Origin of the sequence: Paractinoplanes globisporus DSM 43857 (assembly GCF_000379645.1) — a bacterium.
In the GTDB taxonomy this organism is placed as follows: domain Bacteria; phylum Actinomycetota; class Actinomycetes; order Mycobacteriales; family Micromonosporaceae; genus Actinoplanes; species Actinoplanes globisporus.
Window position 1 is genome coordinate 100,575 of the sequence record NZ_KB903312.1, and the last position, 20,183, is coordinate 120,757.

Annotated in this window: 16 protein-coding genes and 1 pseudogene; 10 read left to right on the forward strand and 7 right to left on the reverse strand. The window is 68.4% G+C overall.

Features of this window, described 5'->3' with window-relative positions; translation table 11 throughout:
- Window positions 1-3: 3 nt before the first annotated feature.
- Window positions 4-1,335, reverse strand: a complete 1,332-nt coding sequence (locus A3CQ_RS0127045; RefSeq protein ID WP_020514082.1) for an NAD(P)/FAD-dependent oxidoreductase — start codon at window positions 1,333-1,335, stop codon at window positions 4-6.
- Window positions 1,336-1,531: 196 nt separating this feature from the next.
- Here A3CQ_RS0127045 and A3CQ_RS0127050 point away from each other — a divergent pair, with 196 nt between their 5' ends.
- Together A3CQ_RS0127050 and A3CQ_RS0127055 are read left to right on the forward strand one after the other, a co-directional pair.
- Complete coding sequence (locus A3CQ_RS0127050) at window positions 1,532-2,953, forward strand: cytochrome ubiquinol oxidase subunit I (RefSeq protein ID WP_020514083.1); 1,422 nt, start codon at window positions 1,532-1,534, stop codon at window positions 2,951-2,953.
- Complete coding sequence (locus tag A3CQ_RS0127055; RefSeq protein WP_020514084.1) at window positions 2,950-3,993, forward strand: cytochrome d ubiquinol oxidase subunit II; 1,044 nt, start codon at window positions 2,950-2,952, stop codon at window positions 3,991-3,993. The genes A3CQ_RS0127050 and A3CQ_RS0127055 overlap by 4 nt, the downstream gene beginning before the upstream one ends.
- A 6-nt stretch (window positions 3,994-3,999) precedes the next feature.
- Here A3CQ_RS0127055 and A3CQ_RS0127060 read toward each other — a convergent pair whose 3' ends face one another.
- Together A3CQ_RS0127060 and A3CQ_RS0127065 are read right to left on the reverse strand one after the other, a co-directional pair.
- Complete coding sequence (locus tag A3CQ_RS0127060; RefSeq protein WP_020514085.1) at window positions 4,000-5,580, reverse strand: GMC oxidoreductase; 1,581 nt, start codon at window positions 5,578-5,580, stop codon at window positions 4,000-4,002.
- Between the two features lie 228 nt (window positions 5,581-5,808).
- Complete coding sequence (locus A3CQ_RS0127065) at window positions 5,809-6,465, reverse strand: hypothetical protein (RefSeq protein ID WP_020514086.1); 657 nt, start codon at window positions 6,463-6,465, stop codon at window positions 5,809-5,811.
- 109 nt (window positions 6,466-6,574) lie between these two features.
- On the opposite strand from A3CQ_RS0127065, the gene A3CQ_RS0127070 reads away from it, so the two are divergent.
- The 4 genes from A3CQ_RS0127070 to A3CQ_RS57725 all read left to right on the forward strand — a co-directional run bounded on the left by A3CQ_RS0127070 (window position 6,575) and on the right by A3CQ_RS57725 (window position 11,622).
- Window positions 6,575-7,561, forward strand: coding sequence for a quinone oxidoreductase family protein (locus A3CQ_RS0127070; RefSeq protein WP_020514087.1), 987 nt, complete (start codon window positions 6,575-6,577; stop codon window positions 7,559-7,561).
- A 207-nt stretch (window positions 7,562-7,768) separates the two neighbouring features.
- Window positions 7,769-8,239, forward strand: coding sequence for a response regulator (locus A3CQ_RS54160; protein WP_084699237.1), 471 nt, complete (start codon window positions 7,769-7,771; stop codon window positions 8,237-8,239).
- 77 nt (window positions 8,240-8,316) lie between these two features.
- Entirely contained in the window at window positions 8,317-10,068 is a 1,752-nt protein-coding gene (locus tag A3CQ_RS54165; RefSeq protein ID WP_084699238.1) for an ATP-binding protein, read from the forward strand.
- A gap of 897 nt (window positions 10,069-10,965) precedes the next feature.
- Window positions 10,966-11,622, forward strand: a complete 657-nt coding sequence (locus A3CQ_RS57725; protein ID WP_020514090.1) for a hypothetical protein — start codon at window positions 10,966-10,968, stop codon at window positions 11,620-11,622.
- A gap of 358 nt (window positions 11,623-11,980) precedes the next feature.
- Here A3CQ_RS57725 and A3CQ_RS0127090 read toward each other — a convergent pair whose 3' ends face one another.
- Window positions 11,981-13,474: an MFS transporter gene (locus A3CQ_RS0127090; protein ID WP_020514091.1), complete on the reverse strand. Its 1,494-nt coding sequence runs from the start codon at window positions 13,472-13,474 to the stop codon at window positions 11,981-11,983.
- Window positions 13,471-13,770, reverse strand: coding sequence for a hypothetical protein (locus A3CQ_RS0127095; protein WP_020514092.1), 300 nt, complete (start codon window positions 13,768-13,770; stop codon window positions 13,471-13,473). The genes A3CQ_RS0127090 and A3CQ_RS0127095 overlap by 4 nt, the downstream gene beginning before the upstream one ends.
- 187 nt (window positions 13,771-13,957) lie before the next feature.
- Between A3CQ_RS0127095 and A3CQ_RS0127100 the strand changes: the two genes are divergently transcribed.
- Together A3CQ_RS0127100 and A3CQ_RS61075 are read left to right on the forward strand one after the other, a co-directional pair.
- The gene (locus A3CQ_RS0127100; RefSeq protein WP_157296386.1) at window positions 13,958-15,007 is read left to right on the forward strand and encodes an RNA polymerase subunit sigma-70; all 1,050 of its coding nucleotides are present in this window, start codon (window positions 13,958-13,960) and stop codon (window positions 15,005-15,007) included.
- A 453-nt stretch (window positions 15,008-15,460) separates the two neighbouring features.
- On the forward strand, window positions 15,461-15,601 hold the full coding sequence (locus A3CQ_RS61075; protein WP_020514094.1) for a hypothetical protein: 141 nt from the start codon (window positions 15,461-15,463) through the stop codon (window positions 15,599-15,601).
- Between the two features lie 761 nt (window positions 15,602-16,362).
- Here A3CQ_RS61075 and A3CQ_RS61080 read toward each other — a convergent pair.
- A complete protein-coding gene (locus A3CQ_RS61080; protein WP_157296388.1) occupies window positions 16,363-17,826 on the reverse strand; it encodes a hypothetical protein in 1,464 nt (487 codons plus the stop codon).
- A gap of 308 nt (window positions 17,827-18,134) precedes the next feature.
- On the opposite strand from A3CQ_RS61080, the gene A3CQ_RS0127110 reads away from it, so the two are divergent.
- Both A3CQ_RS0127110 and A3CQ_RS0127115 read left to right on the forward strand, forming a co-directional pair.
- Complete coding sequence (locus A3CQ_RS0127110; protein ID WP_020514095.1) at window positions 18,135-18,671, forward strand: barstar family protein; 537 nt, start codon at window positions 18,135-18,137, stop codon at window positions 18,669-18,671.
- Between the two features lie 273 nt (window positions 18,672-18,944).
- On the forward strand, window positions 18,945-19,367 hold the full coding sequence (locus tag A3CQ_RS0127115; protein WP_020514096.1) for a TIGR03618 family F420-dependent PPOX class oxidoreductase: 423 nt from the start codon (window positions 18,945-18,947) through the stop codon (window positions 19,365-19,367).
- Between the two features lie 81 nt (window positions 19,368-19,448).
- Here the strand turns inward: A3CQ_RS0127115 and A3CQ_RS64255 are convergent.
- Window positions 19,449-19,751, reverse strand: a pseudogene (locus A3CQ_RS64255) (Lsr2 family DNA-binding protein); the annotation flags it as partial.
- Window positions 19,752-20,183: the final 432 nt, after the last annotated feature.

A 20,183-nucleotide genomic window follows, 5' to 3' on the forward strand; every position in this document is an offset into this window, starting at 1 on the left:
TCCTCACTCAGCACTGTTCCAGTCGATGCGGGGTTTGTCGGCGTTCCCCGGGTCGAGCAGCGCGGCCGAGCGGTGCGCCGGCCGTACGTAGAAGTCCTCGGCCCAGGCGAGGAACGCCTTCACCTCCGCGCCGGTGTTGGCCAGGAGCTGCGCGTGAACCCCGAGCCAGGCCGCGAACGCGAAGCGCCCGTTCAGCTCGTGCCGGTGCGCGCCGAACTCGGCGACCGCCGCCTTGCGGCCGATCATCGCCATGATTCCCTTGTCGTTGTAGTGGAACGGCTGCCGGCCGCCGCCCTCCAGGCCGGCGATGATGTTGCCGCCCGCCCAGTGGCCCGCCTGCTGGGCGACGCTGCCCAGTTGTGGCAGCGCCTCGCCGTCGGGGCCGGGGATGTTCGCGACGTCGCCCAGCGCGTACACCCTCGGGAATCCCTCCACGGTCAGGTCGGGCCGGACGTCGATGCGCCCGCCGCGGCCCTGGCCGAGACCCGAGCGGAAGGCGAGCGGCGCGGCCATCTCGCCGCCGCCCCACACCACGAGGTGGGTCTTGATCGTCGTTCCGTCGCCGAGAGTGAGCCGGTCCTCCTCGACTCCGGTCACCGAGACGCCGAGGCGCAGCTCGACCCCGCGGCGTTGCAACTGCTTCACCGCGTACGTGTGGGCCTCGTCGGAGAAGGCGCCGAGGACGGTATGCCCGAGATCGACCAGGATGACCCGGGCGCCGGCCGTGGCGAGGTGCGGATAGACGTGCGGCATCACGTTGTGGACCAGCTCCGCGACGGCGCCCGCGGTCTCCACCCCGGTGGGGCCCGCCCCGACGATCACGAAGGTCAGCGTGCCGTCCTCGGCCCGCTCGGGCTTCTCGGCGGCGTCCCGGAAGAGATCCAGCAGCCGGCGGCGTACGCGGTCGGCGTCGTCGAGGCTGTACAGCGGAACGGCGTGCTGGTCGGCCCCCGGCGTGCGGAAGAAGTTGGGCTGGGCGCCGACGCCGAGAACCAGCGTGTCCGCCGCGAGCGAGGTGCCGTCGGCGAGGCTGACCATCCCGGCCCCGGGGTCGACCGAGACGACTTCCGCGGTCCGCACGTCGATATGGGCGTGCCGGTGGAACATCGACGACAGATCGAAGCGGATGTCCGACGCGGCCAGCTCGGCGGTCGCGACCTGGTAGAGGAGCGGCTGGAACTGGTGGTAGCCGGTGCGGTCGAGCAGCGTCACATGCGTACGAGGCTCGGTGGACAGCCGTTTCGCGCAGGCGATCCCGGCGAATCCACCGCCCACGATGACGACCTCGGTTCGCCGGTGCTGGTCCTGTCCCACCGGCTGCTCGGTGCCGGACATGAGGTGTCCTTCCCGCGGCGCTCCGCCACAGTCCGGGGCTGTTGGCGCCAGCGTCGCCCGTCGCGGGACCGCGATGCCTCATCCGGGTGGGATGAATGGATCCGGCTCCGGTCCGCGGGGATTCATCCCCCCGGAATGATGGCCGTCCGGTCACCACCATGGACGGTGAGTCGGTGAAACGTGCCCAGGACGCTCGATGATCAGCGACCTAACCCTCGCCGCGCCGGCGCAGCTGCTTCCCGCGCGTGAACAGATGGCGTTCACGTTGATGTTCCACATCGTCCTGGTCCCGATGGGTGTGGCCCTGCCCGCGCTGATGCTCATCGCGAACTACAAGGGCCTCAAGAACAACGACACCGCGGCGCTCAAGCTGGCCCGTCGCTGGTCCCATGCGGCCGCTCTGCTCTTCGCGGTGGGCGCGGCGTCCGGCACGGTGCTCTCGTTCGAGATGGGCCTGCTCTGGCCGGGGCTGACCGGCCGGTTCGGCGACGTTTTCGGCATTCCGTTCGCGATCGAGGGCATCGCGTTCTTCCTCGAAGCCGTCTTCGTCGCGATCTACATCTACGGGTGGCGGCGGCTGCGGCCGGGGACGCATTTCTGGCTCGGCCTGCCGATCCCGTTCATCGCGCTGCTCGGCACGGTCTCGATCATCTCGGCGAACGCCTGGATGAACGCCCCCGGGGGTTTCACCCTGGGGGCGGACGGCCGGCCCGAGAACGTGGACCCGCTGAGCGTCATTTTCAACAAGGCTCTTCCGTACGAGTTGAGCCACTTCATCGTGGCGGCGTACATGGCGGCCGGCTTCACGGTGGCGTCGATCTACGCCGTCGGCTGGCTGCGCGGCCGGCGGGATCGTTACCACCGGCTGGGCTTCCTGATCCCGTTCACGATCGCGGCCGTGCTCACGCCGGTGCAGTTCGCCGTCGGCGACACGGCGGCCCGTGCGGTCTTCCAGGACCAGCCGGCCAAGTTCGCCGCGATGGAGGTGGTCACCCAGTCCGGCGTCGATCAGCCCGAGATCCTCTTCGGCCGGTACGACAGCGCGACCAACACCGTGCACGGCGGGATCAGCATTCCGGGCCTCGACTCGTACCTCGCGGGCGGCACCAAGGAGACCGACGTCCAGGGGCTCGCCGACATCCCGGTGCAGAACCACCCGTCCAACGTGACCATCGTGCACTGGGCCTTCGACGTCATGGTCGGCATCGCCAGCCTGCTGCTCCTGCTGGTCATCTGGTTCGCCATCGCCTACTGGCGACGCCGGGAGGTGCCCTCCGGGCGGCTCTTCCTGCTCGCCGCCGCCGCGGCCGGCTTCCTGACGTACGTGGCGGTCGAGGCGGGCTGGATCGTCACCGAGGTCGGCCGGCAGCCGTGGATCGTCTACAACGTCCTGCGGACCTCCGACGCGGTCACCAGCACCGCGACCGGCGGTCTCTGGGTCACCTTCACCGTCGTCTTGCTGCTCTATCTCCTGCTGGGCACCGGGACGGTCCTGGTTCTGCGGGCCATGTCGCGGCGCTGGCGCCGACTGGACGAACCGCTCGACGAGACCGCGCCCTACGGACCGCGGCCGGCCATGTCGCCGCCGCCGGCCGCCGCCGAGGAGATCACCTCATGACCGCCGCCGAGGCCGTGGCCGGAGTGCTGCTGCTCGTGATCATCGTGTACGCCTGCACCGGGGTCGCCGACTACGGCGCCGGGTTCTGGGATCTCACGGCCGGCGGCCGGGACCGCGGACGACGGCCGCGCGAGCTCATCGACGCCGCGGTCACCCCGGTCTGGGAGGCCAACCACGTGTGGCTGATCTTCCTGCTGATCCTGTGCTGGACCGCGTTCGGGCCGGCGTTCGCGTCGATCACCACGACGCTGTTCGTCCCGCTGGCACTGGCCCTGCTCGGCATCGTCCTGCGGGCGGCGAGCTTCGCCATGCGCAAGGACGCCGCCCGGGCCGGCGCCCGGCACGTGGCCGGCTACCTGTTCGGCGTCGGATCGGTGCTCACCCCGTTCTTCCTGGGCGCCGCGCTCGGCGGGTTGCTGGCCGGCCGGGTGCCCGAGGGCAACGCCGCCGGCAACGAGCTGACCAGCTGGTTCAACCCGATCTCGCTGGCCACCGGCCTGCTGGTGCTGCTGACCGGCGCGTTCCTGTCGGCCGTCTACCTGATCGCCGAGGCTCGCCGGCGCGGCGCGCCGGACCTGCAGGGCTACTTCCGCACCCGCGCGCTGGTGGCCGGCGTGGCCGGGTTGATCGCCGGCGGGGCCGCCCTCGGCGCGCTGCTGGCCGGCCAGCGGACGATGTTCGACCGGGTGATCGGCCGCAGCTGGCCGTTGCTCGTTCTCGGTGTGCTGGCGCTGGCGGTGTCCTTCTGGCTCGCCGTGCGCGGGGTGACGCGCGGACTGCGGCTGGTGGCCGCGGCCGGGGTCGCCGCCCTGGTCGCGGCCTGGGGGGTCGCGCAGTATCCGTACCTGCTGCCGTTCTCGGTGACGATCAGCGAGGCGGCGGGCGCCCCGGCGACGCTGCGATGGGTGCTCGTCTGCTCGCTGCTGGCGGTGCTCACCGTGGGTCCGGCGCTCACCCTGCTCTTCGTCCTGGACCAGCGGGAACGGGTGGGCGAGGATCCCACCACGTCCCGCGAGGCCACGGTTGGTACCCGGGGCTGAGCGCCGTCAGCCGAGCCGCTCGGCGAGGTGGTCGCCGACCCGCAGCGCGTTGGCGATGGCGGTCAGTGACGGGTTCACGGCGCCGATGCTCGGGAAGAAGCTCGTGTCGACCACGTACAGGTTGTCCAGGTCGTGCGCCTTGCACAGGGGATCCAGCGCGGAGGTCGCCGGGTCGGCGCCGAAGCGAACCGTGCCGGCCTGGTGTGCGGTCGCCCCGATCGGCATCCCCTTGTGCAGGTAGATGCTGTGGTCGAGCAGGCGGTGCTCATGCATGCCGAGGTGGCCGAGCATGCCCTCCAGCTTGTGCCGCAGCCGCTTGAGCCCCTCCATGTTGTTGTCCTCGTCCAGTGCCAGGGTGATGCGGCCGTCCCGGTCGACGGTGACCCGGTTGTCTTGCAGCGGAAGGTCCTCCCCGCACAGCCAGAAGTCCACGGCGTGGTGCGCGAGCACCTCGAACGGCATCTCGGGGGAGAGCTTGCCGGCCAACCGCGGCGCGTTCGCCTTGATCTGTTCGGCGTCCGATTTGCCGAGCATCTGGATGCCGCCGAGCGGGTACTCCCAGTCCTCGGCGCCCAGATACCAATCGTGCAGGGCCAGCGTCTTCTGGAAGCGAGTCGGGTTCGGCTCCTTCGACACCGCCATCAGGGCCAGGTTGTTGTGCCGCATGTAGTACCGGCCCACCACGCCGGAGCTGTTGGCCAGGCCGTCCGGGTGCCGGTCGCCGGCCGAGCGCAGCAGCAGCGCGGCCGAGTTGACCGCGCCGCACGCGACCACGACGATGTCCGCGCTCAGCCGGGTGGTCGTGCCGTCGCCGAGCTTGGTGACGACCGCGGTCACCGTCCGGCCGGTCGGATCGGTCTCCAGACGCTCGGCGTACGCGTTGGTGAGCAGTTGCACGTTCGGGTGGGTCAGAGCGGGCTCGACGCAGATGACCTGAGCGTCCGATTTGGCGCCGAGCAGGCAGGGGAAGCCGTCGACCCGATCGCACCGGATGCAGGCGCTGCCGTGCTGGGCGCCGCCCTGCTCGTCCTGGGTGAGGTTCACCCCGATCGGCAGGTGGAACGGGTGCAGGCCCTGCTTCTCCAGGTCGTCGCTGAGCTGCTGGATGCGCGCCTCGTGCCGCACCGGCGGGAAGGCGTAGTCGCTGCCGGCCGGTCCCTCGGTCGGATCCTCGCCGTGCCGGCCGTGCACCCGGTAGAGATGCTCGGCCTGGGTGTAGTACGGCTCCAGATCCTCGTACCGGATCGGCCAGGCCGGGGAGAGGCCGCCGTGGTGGCGCAGCTCGCCGAAGTCCTGCGGCCGCAGCCGGAACAGCGCGGCGCCGTAGAACTTGGTGTTGCCGCCGACGTAGTAGTTGACCTCCGGCGGGAACTCGTGGCCGTGTTTGTCCAGCCAGAACTCCGGCGCCCGATACTTGCCCCTGACGAAGACGGCGGTGGAGTCCCAGTTGTCCCGCTCACGGGGCAGATAGTCCCCACGCTCGAGCACCAGGACACTCTTGCCCGTGCCGGCCAGCCGGTACGCGAGCGTGCCCCCGCCGGCCCCGGTGCCGATCACGATGACGTCGTAATGCTGATCCTCGACCACGAATCCCCCTGAGTCGGTGGTTTCCCCTCAACCTGGCATCCGCGGAGGCTCGATCGACTCATCTGCACGGGATGACCCGGCATCCGCGGACGGCCGATCGGCTCATCTACTCCGGATGAAGAGGCCCGCTCGCGTGGCTGGCACGCTGGAAGGCCGCCGACGCTGGAGGGCGGGGGCCGGCGGCCACAACGGTAGGAACAGTGGCTGGCCCAGACGCGGACGTCACTTTCACCTGGTGGGTACCGGTTCGGCGAGCCCGGTGGCTGTCGCCTGGAGAAGCTGGCGGAGCCGGGGGTGGAAGTCGAGGGCGACGTGGCCCCATCTCGGCACCTGTTCGTAGAGCGCGGCAAGCGTCGGTGTGGGGTGTGATACCTGCCAGAAGCTCGCGGCGAACGCGAGCGCGGCGGCCACCAGGGCCTGGATCTGCTCGATTGCCATGCTGCTCGCGTTCTCCAGCGCGCTCACGATCTCGTCATAGGCGGCGAACGAGTTGGTCTTGTACTGCCGGGCTCGTTCGATGTCGACATCGCCTTCCAGGCTCAAGGTCACGTGCGTCAGCAGGTCGCAGAACACCGGCAGTGACGCAATGGTGTCGGCCAACACCGCCGCGACGTCCCGCGGCTGCAGATCTTCGCGATCACCGAGCATCTGATTGATCGCGGCGCTCCACTCGCGCCACCCCCGTTCGGCCAGTTCGAGGAGCAGTTCCTCCTTGCTGGCGTAGTAGCGCCGTACGCCGGTGCGGTGCAGGCCGGCCCGTGCGGTGACCGGCGCGAGCGTGACGAACCGAACACCGCCGCGTTCCAGGGCGATCGCCTCCGCGGCTGCCAAGAGCTCCTCGGAGCGTTGTGCCTTGTCATCGGTCGATCGAGCCCGCTGGCGCATCCGGCAACTTTAGCGCACTCGACGATGCGTTAACTGCCGCCGCGTGCTACGGTCCGTTAGCGCATCACGGAGTGCGTTAACGCGCTCCACGTTCGAAGGAGAAGCCCTCATGAAGGCAGTTCAGGTCATCGGGTTCGGAGACCCGGCCTCGCTCGCGCTCGCCGACCTGCCGGATCCGACACCCGGCCCGGGCCAGCTGACGATCGACGTCACCCACGCCGCGGTCGGCCTCGTCGACGTGTTCTTCCGGCAGGGGGTGTTCTCCGACCGGCCCGGAATGCCGCAGCCGCCGTTCATTCCCGGCCTCGAGGTCGCCGGGACCGTCCGCGAGCTGGGCGACGGCGTGACCGGGTTCAGAGTCGGCGAGAAGGTCGTCTCGATGTCGGGCAGCGGGGGCACCGGCGGCTACGCGTCGGTTTACCTCGCTCTGGCGCCCCTGGTCGTGTCGACCGAGGGCTACGACCTCGATCCCGCGCTCGCCGTCTCGATCGTGCCGAACGCGGCGATGGCTCACATCGCCCTCACCCGAGTCGCCCACCTCACCGAGGGCGAGAGCGTCCTCGTGCACGGCGCCCTCGGTGGCTTCTCCGCGGCGTTCCCCGGGATGGCACGGCAACTCGGAGCGTCTCGGGTCGTGGGGTCGGTGCGGTCGAGCAAGCTCAACGCCGCCTCGACGACCAAGCTGCCGTACGACAAGATCGTCGACTCGGCCGAGCTGCGGGACGCCCTCGGCGGTGAGAAGTTCGACGTCATCGTCGACCCGGTGGGTGGCGAGGTTCGCACCCAGAGCCTGGACCTGCTGGCTGCCGGCGGGCGCCTGCTGGTGGTGGGAAACGCCGGCGGCGACTGGACTCATCAGATCGGCAGCAACCGGCTCTGGCTGGGAAGCATCACCGTGTCCGGCTTCAACGCCGGCGCCTACCTGCCGACGCACCCGCAACTGGTTCGGCCCGCACTCGAAGCGGCGCTGAAGGCGGTTGCCGCGGGGCTGGGCGACACCGAGGTCGACGTGCTCCCGTTCGCCGAGGCTGCCATCGCGCACGAGCGGATGGAGAACCGGACCGTCAACGGTCGCATCGTCCTCACCCCAGCCTGACGGGCCCCTGTTCCGGGAGAGCCCGCTCCTCCCGCAAACAGCGCTTGCTCACACGGCTTCCACGGGTGATCGAGGCTCGGGATCCGCGTCGGCGGATGTATCCAAGCCCGTGACCTCGTGCTTTGTCGGGGTCTACGTTGCGGTTAGGACGTTCGCCGGCCGTCGGCACGTACGGTCGCGGGCACTGGGGAGACGGGGGCGAGTGCGGTGGGCGTGGTCTTGGTTGTGGAGGATGACCCGATCAACGCGGTACTCACCGAGACGGTGCTGCGCCGCGATGGGCACCGGGTGCTGATGACCGGCGAGGGGGCGGCCGCGCTGGACATCGTGGCACGGCGGCTGCCGGATCTGGTGCTGCTGGACCTCTCGCTCGCCGGGTCGATGACCGGGCTGGATGTGTGCCGGGCGATCCGCGCGAACCCGGCCACAGCGAGAATCCCGGTGCTGGTGGTGTCGGGATGGACGTTCGAGTCCGATGTCGCCGCCGCGCACGCGGCCGGCGCAGACGGCTATCTGGCGAAGCCGATCGCTGCCGCTGACTTACAGTCAGGGGTCAAGGAGCTGATCGATCGGGCGGCGACCAGCTCCGGCGCCGGCAGCCCTATTGCGTCGGCGTCGGCCACGGCCCCCGCGGACCATGGGAGATCACCCCGGCCGCCCGGTCGCGAGAGCGCCTAGGAGCCATCGCCCCGCGTGCCATCGGGGAGTCTGCCGACGAACCCGGTTCCGCGTCGAGCCCTCGAAAGGTGTCCGGTATGACCGCATCTGATGGCTCCGTGAAAGGCGGCGGCGTCGGGGACTCTGTCGACTTCCGGGCGTTGTTCGAGTCGGCCCCCGGTCTTTACCTGGTCTTGGATTCCGGGTTGCGGATCGTGGCGGTCAGCGACGCCTACCTGGCCGCGACGATGACGATCCGGGAGGAGATCCTCGGGCGGGACATCTTCGACGTGTTCCCCGACAATCCAGACGATCCGGAGGCGACCGGCGTCGCCAACCTGAGGGCCTCGCTGCAGCGGGCGTTGCACCGGCGGGTGCCGGACACGATGGCGGTCCAGAAGTACGACGTGGCCCGCCCGGCGTCGGCCGGCGGCGGCTTCGAAGCACGCTACTGGAGCCCGTGCAACACCCCGGTCCTCGGCCCGGACGGGCAGGCGCGCTACCTCATTCATCAGGTCCAGGACGTCACCGAGTTCGTGCTGCTGCGAGAGCAGGACAGCCGCGCCCGCATCCAGACGGCCGAGTTGCGGGAGGCGACCGCGCAGATGCAGGCGGAGATCCTGCGCCGCTCCCAGGAACTGCACGACGCCAACCAGGCGCTGCGGTCAGCTGACCGAGCCAAGAACGACTTTCTCTCCCGCGTCAGCCACGAACTGCGCACCCCGCTGAACGCCGTCCTCGGCTTCAGCGAACTGCTCAGCGTCGACGAGCTCACCGCCGAGCAGCACGACTGGACCGAACTGATCCTCAAGGCAGGACGGCACCTGCTCACCCTGCTCAACGACGTACTCGACATCTCCCGCATCGAAAGCGGGAACCTACCGGTATCTCTGGAACCGGTGCCCGTCGGATCGCTGTTCGCTGACGTCCTCGATCTGATCAGGCCCCTCGCCGAGACCGCCGCCGTCCAACTCTCTCCGGCACCGGCAGTGCCGGCCGACCTGTGCGTGGCCGCCGACCGGCAAAGACTGCGGCAGGTGCTGATCAACCTGATGTCCAACGCGGTCAAGTACAACCACCCCGGTGGAACCGCGACCATCGGCGTGCACCACCGACCCGAGCGGTGGCTGCGGATCGAGGTGACCGACACCGGCCGCGGTATCGCCGCCGAATCAATCGGCAAGCTGTTCACTCCGTTCGAACGCCTCGACGCCGCCCAGGCCGGCTTTGAAGGTACCGGCCTGGGCCTGGCTCTATCCCGCCACCTCGCCGAAGCCATGGGCGGCCACCTGGACGTGTCCAGCCACCCGGGCAGCGGCAGCACCTTCTGGATCGACCTGCCCACCACCACGCCCGGCGCCGACCGCCACCACACCGAAGACACCGACAACCTCGCCCGACACGACTACCCCACCACCAAAACCGTCGTCTACGTGGAAGACCTGGCCGACAACATCCGCCTCGTCCAGGAAATCCTCACCCGCCGGCCCTCAGTAACCCTGGTCCCCGCCATGCTCGCCGGCGTCGCCCTCGACCTGGCCCGCGAACGCCACCCCGACCTGATCCTGCTCGACCTGCACCTGCCCGACATGCCCGGCGAACAACTCCTCGCGCTGCTACGCCAGGAACCGGCCACCCACGACATCCCCGTCGTGGTGCTCAGTGCCGACGCCACCCAACACCACATCGAACAACTCCAGGCCGCCGGAGTCTCCGGCTACCTCACCAAACCCGTAGCCGTCGGGGAACTCCTCGACACCCTCGACCAGCACCTCGGCCCCCACGCCGACGATCCGCAACGACCGAAACCAGCGGCGCTGCCCACCGCGCAAGCGTCACCGACACCCTGACCGCCTCGGGATCTACCGTGCCGGTGACAACCACCATCGAAACGCCGAAGCGGTGCCATCCAAACCTGAAATCGACCCGGACGACGTGTCACCAATCGCGCTGCACAACTGGGCCGCCGAGGCGTGCTCCAGCTGGCGCCCAGCCCTGATGGTCCAATGACCGACGGACAATGGTCCGACGCTGACCGCCGGTGGCAGCGCGATCTCGGTCGAGCCGTCGAGCGCACCCGCCACGACCTGGCCAACCTGCTACGGCACGCAGGGCACGCAATACCCGACCCGGACGTCCCACCCGAATCTCGAGCACGGTACGGCCTCCTCGAACAGTTCCCAGTGCCGAGACTCGCGCTGGGGGTCCCCGCGCTGCATGACCTCAACGACGAGGAAGAGGACGAGGGCTGAGTCGCCGCGTCCAACGTGCTGGTCAGCCCGGACACCGGGGCGGTGACCGGCGTGCTGGATTTCGAGTCCAGCCGGCCGCGGGATCCGGGCCTTCGAACTGTCCGTGCTCCTGGCCCTGTCAGGGGCGGTACGCGGTCCGGACTGGCCGCGCCGCCGCCGTCGCCCGTGGCGGCGCGTGGAGCCAGCGACTAGCCCCACCGAACAGGCCGCCCTCGGCGACCTCGACGCTGTACGTGTCGACCGGGTCGGTCTTGCGCCTGCCCGGTGGTGACGCGGTCGAGGCTGAGGCTCGAAATCTCCGTATGGCTCCACGATGAGGCCGCAGGGCGGTCCGGGTCAGCATGGGCGCACAGGACCGACGTTCGGAGAGGCATACATGAACGGCGCACAGCCATCATCAACGAGCACCGCCGGAGATCACGGCCGACGGCGGTCGCTGTTCATCGGCGTCCGCAGACGACGCAGCACGGACACTGACGGGTGAGCGTATGTGCGGTGTTCGGCATCCTCGCCGGGATGATCTCCTGCGTGGACGCCGTGCCCTACATCCGTGGCATCTTGCGGGGCAGCACCCGTCCGCACCGCGGCACCTGGTGCATTTGGAGCATCCTCGGCGTGACCGCGTTCGCGTCCCAAGCGGCCGACGGCGGCGGCTGGAGCCTGCTGATGCTCGGCATCCAGGCGGTCAGTATCACGGTCATCCTCGTGCTGTCGACAACACGCGGGGTGGGCGGTCTGGATCTGGGAAACTTCGCCCTGCTGGTCGTCGCGGCGCTCGGCCTCGCCGGCTGGCTCGCGTTGTCGACGCCGGTGCTCGCCACCGTGTGCGTGGTCGTGGCCGACCTGGCCGGTGCCCTGCTGATGCTGCCCAAGATGTGGCGCGACCCTGACTCGGAGACCGCGTCGAGCTTCCTGCTCGCCGGGATCGCGGGCGGGCTGGGCGCGGCCTCGGTCGGATCTCTGCAACCCGAGCTGTTGCTGTATCCGGTGTACTTCGGCGTGGTCAACGGCGCCATCGCCGCGATCGTCGTACTGCGGCGCAAACGCGCCGATCGGCAACGTCCGGGCCGGCATGGCGCCGAGCGCTACGAGGGCGTCGATGCGTGCTCAGGTCATGTGTACAGGGGGCTCGCGCAGCTGCCTGGCCGCTGAAAGGGTTTCGGCCCGGGTTTGTCGCAGCGATTCGAGGAGGGCGATGTCGTACGTGCGGCCCTCGTGCTCGACACTGGGGGGCTCGACGATCACCGGGATTCCGGCCGCGGCGGGATAGGTCATCGGCTCGGCGGTGATCTCGGCCGGGAACCGGAACCCGGCGGACGCTGAGCGAGGAGGCGACCAGACGCGAGACCGCGTTGCACGCATCACTGCTCAGCGTGCCTAGATCTTCCAGTCGGCCAACACAGCAGACCCGCCCTATCTCTCGGCCTTCTGCCCGGCGTGGTCTTGACCCGAGGGTAGAGAGAATCCCGGGATGGCGCTGAAGGCCATCCCGGGATTTCGTTGTGCTGTGTTATGCGGGGCCGTAGGACGGTTGCGGGTTTTGCTGGATTTCTGGTGTCGCGGCGGGTTCGCCGCGGGTGTTGGAGGCGCGCAGCGCGATGGCTCCGGCCGCCACCAGGCAGAGGGCACCGACGAGCAGGGCCCGCTGGAATCCGGCGGTGAGCGCCTCCGAGGGCGGGGTGTGTGCGGCCAGCAGGTCGCTGGTGCGGCTGGTCGCGATCCCGCTGAACACCGCCAGGCCGAGCGCCGACCCGAGCTGGAACGAGGCGGTGATCAGAGCCGCGGCCAGTCCGGCCTGATCCTCCGGCACGCCCGCGTTCGCGGCCGTTTGCACACCGGCGTACAGCAGCCCCAACCCGGCCGCCATGAGCACCAGCGGGGCGAGCAGGTTGCCTAGATAGGTGCCGTCCGCCGGGATGCGGGAGAGCCACAAGATGCCACCGGCAGCGAGCAGCGCACCAGAGACGATGATCGGACGGGTACCGGTGCGGACGAACATCTTCGTCGCCACGGTCGAGCCGAACCCGATGCCGACGGTCACCGGCAGATAGGAGATCCCGGTCCGGAGCTGGGAGTAGCCCAGGACGTTCTGCATGTACAGGGTGACGAAGAAGAACATCGAGTAGAACCCGGCCCAGGCGATCACCTGGGTGACATCGGCAGCGGCCAGGCCCTTGATCCGGAAGATCGACATCGGGACCAGCGGATGGGCGCGCCGCTGCTCATTGAACACGAACGCGGCCATCAGCACCGCCGAGGCGGCCAGCCCGCCGATGGTGCGTCCCGCACCCCATCCCTCGTCCGGGGCCTTCACCAACGTGAAGATCAGCAGCAGCATGCCGGCGGTGACCAGCACCGCGCCGACCGCGTCGAAACCGCCCGGCATGGACCGGCCGTGGTCGGACTTCAGCATCTGGAAGGCCCCGAGCAGCACCAGCGCGCACAGCGGGAGGTTCACGAAGAACACCCACCGCCAGCCGAAGTCCTGGGTGAGCAGTCCGCCGAAGAACACCCCGACCGCGGCGGCCAGCCCGCTGATCCCGGCCCACACGCCCAGCGCCTTGTGCCGGTCGGAGCCCTGGAAGGTGGTGGTCAGGATGGACAGCGCGGCCGGGGACATCATCGCCGCCCCGAAGCCCTGGGCGAGCCGGCCGCCGACCAGCAGCCCCTGGCTGTCGGCCAATCCGCAGGCCAGCGAGGAGGCCGCGAACAGGGCGGTCCCGGCGATCAGCAGCCGCCGCCGGCCCAGCTGGTCCCCGGCCCGGCCGCCCAGCAGCAGGAACCCGCCATAGGTGATCAGATAGCCGCTGACCACCCACTGCAGGTTCTGCACCGAAAAGCCCAGATGCGTACGGATGGTCGGCAGCGCGACGTTCACGATCGAGCCGTCCACGACGTCCAGGAACGTCACCGCGCACAGCAGCGCCAGCGTGATCCTGCCGCGCCCGGTCGAAAGGAACGACCCCTCCCGCGACGCCGTCGATGCGGTCATGGTGTCGCTCACGACCCGGCGACTTCCATCACGGGGCCGACCTCGACCCCACCGCCGACCCGCATCACCGGGCAGTCCTTGGCCAGCGCCAGCGCGGAGTCCATGTCCTCGGCGGACACGACCGAATAGGCGATCATCCTGGAGTCGCTGCCGCCGACCTCGCCGAGCGAGGCGTAGTCGGTCACCGCGTGGCCGATGTCCATCAGGGCCGGGCCCAGCCGGCCGAACCAGGCCTGCCACTCGGCCGGCGTCCCGCCGTTGGGCCGGTAGTCGGAGGGCACGCGGAAGGAGAAGACGTACTTGGCCATGATTTGTGGTCCTGTTCTGTATCCGGGGCGTGTCCCGGGCTGGGACGGCCTCCAACCGGGTAGACGCCACCGCCCGCCCTGAATTGGGCGCGCGGACATCGCCCAATTCGCGGTCCCGGCGGCGTCCTTATCGTTGGGCGGGCCGAACACCGCCCCGCGGACGGAAGAAAGGCGAGGAGGCATGCCGATGGAGATGGACACGGCGGACCGGATCGCTCGGGCTCGGGCCGGCGACCACGACGCGTTCCGCGACCTGGTCCAGAGCCACTCGCACGAGCTGCAGGTGCACTGCTACCGCATCCTCGGGTCACTGCAGGACGCCGAGGACGCACTTCAGGAGACCCTCGTGTCCGCCTGGCGTAACCTCGGCGAGTTCGGCCAACGGTCCTCGCTGCGCACCTGGCTCTACAAGATCGCGACCAATCGGTGCCTGGACATGTTGCGCGCCGACAGCCGACGCCCCCGCATCGTCCCCCCGCTGCCCGAGGCCGCCCTGCCCGAACCCATCGGCGCCGGCGACACTCCGCCTTGGTTGGAGCCCTACCCCGACGTCCTGCTCGACCACATCGTCGACCAGCGCCCCGGACCGGAGGCGCGCTATGAGACCACCGAGGCCATATCTCTGGCCTTCATCACCGCCCTGCAACTGCTGCCGCCACGCCAACGCGCCGCGCTCGTCCTGCGCGACGTCCTGGGGTATCACACCGCCGAAGTAACCCAGATGCTGGACGCCACCCAGGAATCGGTTCAAAGCGCCCTCAAACGCGCCCGCGCCACCGTCGACAACCACCTCGCCGACTCCCGCAGCACCGGCAGCATCCGTGGCAGCCGCAGGCCTGCGCGCCGACCCGACACCGCCGCCGAACACCGGCTCGTCGCCCGGCTCACCGACGCCCTGGAACGCGCCGACCTGGACGCCCTGATCGAACTGCTCGTCACCGACGTGAGACTCTCCATGCCCCCGGTCATGTTGGAATACCGCGGCATCGAATCGGCCCGCCGCGTCCTCGCCGCCGTCACCTTCCGCCCCGGCCTCACCTACCGCGTGGTAACCACCCGCGCCAACGGCCAGCCCGCCTTCGGCTTGTACCAGGCAGACCCGCACGCCAGCGTCTACCGCGCCTACAGCCTCCTGGTCATCACCACCGCCGGCGATCACATCACCGCCATCACCTGCTTCAACGCCAACGTCCTGACGCGTTTCGGACTACCCCGAACCCTCGCCGAAACAGATTGACAGACTTCAGGCACCACCTGTTCACACGCACGATGCCCTTGCGCCGCGGACAGCCCGCCGCGACCGTCGTGACCGCCGCGGACGTGTCCTGTTCGCTGACCGGGACGCGTCCGCGGCCGGCATCGGCGTGCGGTTCTGCGGCGCGCCGACGACGTTCCCCGCCGGGCCCGCGCAGCTGGCGCTGCGCACCGGGGGGCGCTGCTGCCCGTGTCGCTCTGGTACGACGGTCCGCGGCTGCGGATCCGGATCCACCCGGGAGATCGTCCCGGGCGGTGACGGCGCCGGGCGGTGCTTGTCAACCGCGCCAGCTGGCGCTCGCCTGCTCGGTGACCGAGTAGCCGAGCCGGCCGGGCGACGCAGCCCCGATGCCCGGAAGTAGCCGATGACAGTGCAAGCGGATGGTGTGTCCAGCATCGTCAGCCGGACGCGAACCGCGTTTCATAGCCTTGCGGAATGACCGCTGACGAACCCGAAGATCGCGACGCCCTGCGCGTCCAGATGCAGCAGGCAATCGAGACGTTCCGGCACCTGACAATGCTGTTCGTCCAAAGCGCAGCGGTCCACGTCCTGGCCAAACGTCGGGACCTACCGTGATCTGGACGAGCGTGTCTGCCGGGTACGCGAGGTTGGCCGGTCGGCATGGACTGGCGAAGATGGTCCGCTCGCGGACGGAGGCAACGAGCTGGTCGAAGCGCTGATCACACCGCAAGGTGTCCTCGACGGCGTACGGGGAGCATCCACCTCGATGACGACCGGCCGTGGTTCGACGCACACCGCCGACACCCCGGTGCGGCCCGTGATCGCCGAGACGCTCGCACACAGGCGATCACGGGCCGGAGTGTGCCGTTCGCGGTGGATCGGCAGCCTGGTCGGTGCACTCCTCACTCGAGCCACGACCTCGACCGCACGGAAACGCGATCCGGCTTCGAGTCCGCGAGAATTCATTCATCAACCCGTCGCGGATCGCCCTGCGACTGATGCGCGCCGGAGCGAACCGACCCACAGCCGCCACGGTGGTCGGGTCGCTGAGCGGCCGTTGACCGCGGTGCAGTCATGGAGGTTCGGGACAGGCGCAGTGCCGCACCCGCCGCCCGCCACCTTACGCAGTCACGACGCTGTCAAACGGCACGATCAGATGCACTATTTTGCCGATGAGAGGGCGCCCAAGCGCGCCACACGTACCGTTCTTCGTGCAGATCGCATCGCACGTCGTACGGATACTCAATCTCCGGTTGCCGTCGAACGGCAATAGCGAAGCCACATTGTGCTCGGCTTCGCGAGTCGTACAGCAAGACTTAGCCAAGGTCCAGGCTCGTTGACATAACAATACTCTGCCGTCATCCTATTGCACAAGATCAGAGGTTTCCGACCCGCTCATATTGAATCTGATACGGGGCCCAACCAGGATCTCTACCTAGAGTTTTGATGCTCATGAAAATAATGCGCTTGTCAGTGGTTACCATGCAGGCGGTGGCGATCCCAGTCGGTGTTATGTGACGCGTAAGATCAACTACTTCCTGGTAACCGCGATTTGAAGTTCGGGCTTGATTGAGGCACTGTGAGCGATCCGTGGTAATCCAAACCCTGGAGTCGTCGGAATACAATGTTTGCGGCCCCGTCTTGAGGTCGAATGGCGGCTCCTCGGTGCCGTCCGATATGGGCACGGTCTTTGCAGGCGAGGAGTCAAAGTCCACGAACTCGCCAGCGGCTACGTTGATCACCTTGGTAGGACCGGTCGAAGGCCTGGCGGTCGGCGACGTTTTGGGATCAGTCCGCTTCGAGGGTTCCAGTGCTGGACGCGGCCAGCCGGACGCGACCACCACCAACACGGTCAGCGGGCCGCCAGGCGTGATCATTTGCACCTGCAACAATGCTCTGCGACCATCGGCCATTCTGACGCATAGAATATGATCGACGTCAAGCCCTGAACTGTTGACCCGATCCTGATCCAATCCCATCCGGGGGCAGCTGTTCATTGCCTCATCCAACGACTTCGGGCCGCTCAGGTGCTTGAACATCGTGGTCGCGTTGCCTAGAGGTACCGCCAGGTACTTCCCGTCGCGGTACTCGAGATCGGCGACCTCTGGATTGGGATCTTGATCATCCGGACGAGCTAAGTCGTAGCTGCGACCAAGCTGAAATGTCAGGCGGTACGCCGTTTGGCCCGCCGCTGGACGGATCTCAGATGGCAGGCTGATCGATTCTGCTGCGGAGGTAGATGAGCCGATCAACGGAACTGACAAGTCCACAGACGACTGATCCTGCGCTGCATCATTCGCCGATGCATTGCTTGTTAGCCACAAACGCCATAGTCCGGCGGCGCCGACTCCAAGAATCAGTGCCGCGGCGATGGTTGGAGCTGCGAAGTACCGATGCCTCGATGTGGCTGCGAACCAGCCGGCGCGCATGTCCGCGCCCGTCGGCGACGTGTACTGGGTTCGACGGGACTGGAGCAGGGCTGTGATCGAGCAGATCAAACCTAGGACTGCCACAACGAAACTGCCTACGCTGGCTGCCTTATCGGCCTTGTCCCATCCGAGCCTCACGCAGCCCGCGATGCCGAGGATGAGTAGATCCACTCCCAGAGCTGCGAGCGGTATCAGCCAGGCGCGGCGCCGCGCCGAATGTGCGAAGGACTCAGCTGACGGAACAGGCTCAGCGGACTCGGTAGAGGGCGCGGTCGAAGAAGGCTGGAACGATACATGCACCGTTGTGCCCGCAATTACCGGACCGTGCTGCGTTCCACCTCTAATGATATTGGCCGACCACGCTCCATCCGGTGCGGAATCAGCCGCCAGGCTGGCCTTGGAGTCGGTCACCGGACAGGCCTTTCACCTTCGTCGGGCACGTTCGGAAAGACGCGACACCATGGCCGGTCGTCATCCGTCGCTTCGCTTCGCGGGTCCACACAATACTTCGGTGCAGTCCGCTCAGGTATGCCTCGGTTCCCTTGATACACGAACGGGTTAGCACGTCGGTCCGGGAACACGGCGGCTCCCAGAGGCATACTCTTCTGCCGCCGTCCGTGCGCGCTGGCCGTGGCTGTGCCCGTTCCTCGCCGATGCGGATCATCCGAGAATCGCGTGAGCTTCAGTAGCTGGACGATCAAGGCGGCTACTGTGTTGATATGGCCGCGTTTGACCCCGAGGTCGAGTTGACTCATCCGGCTGACTACCGCCTGATGATGAGCACGTTCGTGACTCTCTTCTGGCGGTCAGGGGTCCTGAACCGGAGCGTGGACCAACTCGTGGCCCTTGGCTATGACGTGGTGCACGTCGACGCGATGGCATGGACAGCCGAGCAGGACCTACATCGTGACATCGCGGCAGCGCTGAACTTTCCCTCCTACTACGGGCACAATCTGCCCGCGTTGAACGATTGCCTCGGCGATGTCGGCTCCATGGAATACGGCACCTCGCCAGCGGCCACCGGCCTCGCCTTGGTGCTCAGCGGTTACGACAAGTTTTTCGCGATCGAGCCGTATGTCGCTCATAGCCTGCTTGACATCTTCGCCCGCCAAGCCCGCCACGCGGCGCTTATCGGCAACCGCATGATGTGCCTGGTGCAGACGGACGACCCACAGATCGCCTTCGCTCCAGTCGGCGCTGTGCCAGTCGAATGGAACCAAACCGAGTGGCTCACCTCGAGCAGACGACCCGGGTAGACCAGACGGCCAAGCGAAGGCGACGACTGGTGAATTCATCTGCCGCCGGCAAGGCGCGTGACACTTACACGCGGTGATCGCAGTACGGACTGCATTTGCGGCCGAGCGAGTGGCCGAGGCCTTGGAGAAGGCGTCCGAGCCGTACGGATTCCTCGGTGGTCGACGGCGTGATGGGTGCACCAGCCGCGATATGTTCCCCTCCTTGGCGACGGACCGCGGACCAACCTGCCCAGGCGCCCTCTGTCGGGGTGAACCGGCAGTAGAGTTCGGCTCATGGCGGAGATCCCCGACTCGCTACGCGAACTGCTGGCCACCGGCCCGCTGGCCACCGTAGTGACCCTCGATCCAGACGGTACCCCGCATGCGAATCTCGGCTGGGCCGGGTTCGACGGCGACGAAATCGTCATGGCGACCTTCTTCTATCTGCAGCAGCGCAAGCTGCAGAACGTCCGGCGGGACCCGCGCGTAACGCTGGTCGTTCAGGCCAAGGAGCACACGGGTCAGGGGCTGTGGCCGTACGCGGTGTTGCAGTGCCGGGTCGACCGAATCACCGAGGGCGGCGCGCTCGAGGTAATGGACCGGCTGGCCGAGTACTACATCGGTCCGGGACAGCAGTACCCGATGCGTGACGTGCCCGACGGCGTCGTGTGGCACATGACAATTGATCGGGTCTACGGCCAAGGACCCTGGGCCTAGCAAACCGGCGCAAATCGCAGTGCCAGCACGTTTGGCGTGGAACGCCTCGACGACCGAGGCCGGGATATGCCCACGCTCCGACACTTCGAAGCCGTTCTTGACAGCCCACTCGCGGATGGCCTGGTTCTGCTCCCGGCTCGGCGCCGCCGCGGCCCGCGAAGCGATCCGTCCGTTCGCGCCGGCCCGACCTTGGAGGCGGCCGTCAGGAAGGGCTCGAGCGCCTTGCTGCTCGCGGCCGGCAATCCGCCCCCGGGGCAAAGTCCGATGCGCACGTGCTGGCCGAGATCGTTCGTCTCGATCACGCCTACCACCGGCAGGTCGCCGGGGACAGCCCCATGGCGGAGGCGGTGAAACTTCTGGCCCGATCGGCTGGGCGGCCGCCATCGACTCGGCGCTGATCAATGGTTCGTTGTTGATCGCCAGGTGCTCGCGGCGTTCCGCGCCGACCAGCCGAGCGACCCGGTCGCGGGCCGTCGCCCGGCTGGGCCGGAGCCGGGCCGAGACGTCCAGCGGACTCGCCGCGGCGGCCTCCTCGATGGTGGCGAAGTGCCGGCGTCAGCGCACCACCGCCGGGGGTGGTGGCGGCGGTCGCCGCCGGAGGCGCCGCACGACCTCGTCCGGCGCCCGCGCCGTCCAGACGCCGCGCAGGTGATCACCGTGGCCCCGGCGGCGGCGAGTTCGTCCAGCGCGGACCCGGTGCGGATGCGCGCGAGGCCGGTCAGCCGGTGTCCGTCGGCAGGGCCGAGAAGGGTCAATGCCCGGTAGATCAGATCAGCATCTGCCGACAGACCCCAGCGCGTGAGCGCCGAGACCACT

What these genes read in the sequence shown, in the direction of transcription:
- A3CQ_RS0127045 (WP_020514082.1), bottom strand. Translation starts at nt 1,335, where the DNA reads ATGTCCGGCACCGAGCAGCCGGTGGGACAGGACCAGCACCGGCGAACC.
- A3CQ_RS0127050 (WP_020514083.1), top strand. Translation starts at nt 1,532, where the DNA reads ATGATCAGCGACCTAACCCTCGCCGCGCCGGCGCAGCTGCTTCCCGCG.
- A3CQ_RS0127055 (WP_020514084.1), top strand. Translation starts at nt 2,950, where the DNA reads ATGACCGCCGCCGAGGCCGTGGCCGGAGTGCTGCTGCTCGTGATCATC.
- A3CQ_RS0127065 (WP_020514086.1), bottom strand. Translation starts at nt 6,465, where the DNA reads ATGCGCCAGCGGGCTCGATCGACCGATGACAAGGCACAACGCTCCGAG.
- A3CQ_RS0127070 (WP_020514087.1), top strand. Translation starts at nt 6,575, where the DNA reads ATGAAGGCAGTTCAGGTCATCGGGTTCGGAGACCCGGCCTCGCTCGCG.
- A3CQ_RS54165 (WP_084699238.1), top strand. Translation starts at nt 8,317, where the DNA reads ATGACCGCATCTGATGGCTCCGTGAAAGGCGGCGGCGTCGGGGACTCT.
- A3CQ_RS0127095 (WP_020514092.1), bottom strand. Translation starts at nt 13,770, where the DNA reads ATGGCCAAGTACGTCTTCTCCTTCCGCGTGCCCTCCGACTACCGGCCC.
- A3CQ_RS0127100 (WP_157296386.1), top strand. Translation starts at nt 13,958, where the DNA reads ATGGAGATGGACACGGCGGACCGGATCGCTCGGGCTCGGGCCGGCGAC.
- A3CQ_RS61075 (WP_020514094.1), top strand. Translation starts at nt 15,461, where the DNA reads ATGACCGCTGACGAACCCGAAGATCGCGACGCCCTGCGCGTCCAGATG.
- A3CQ_RS0127110 (WP_020514095.1), top strand. Translation starts at nt 18,135, where the DNA reads ATGGCCGCGTTTGACCCCGAGGTCGAGTTGACTCATCCGGCTGACTAC.
- A3CQ_RS0127115 (WP_020514096.1), top strand. Translation starts at nt 18,945, where the DNA reads ATGGCGGAGATCCCCGACTCGCTACGCGAACTGCTGGCCACCGGCCCG.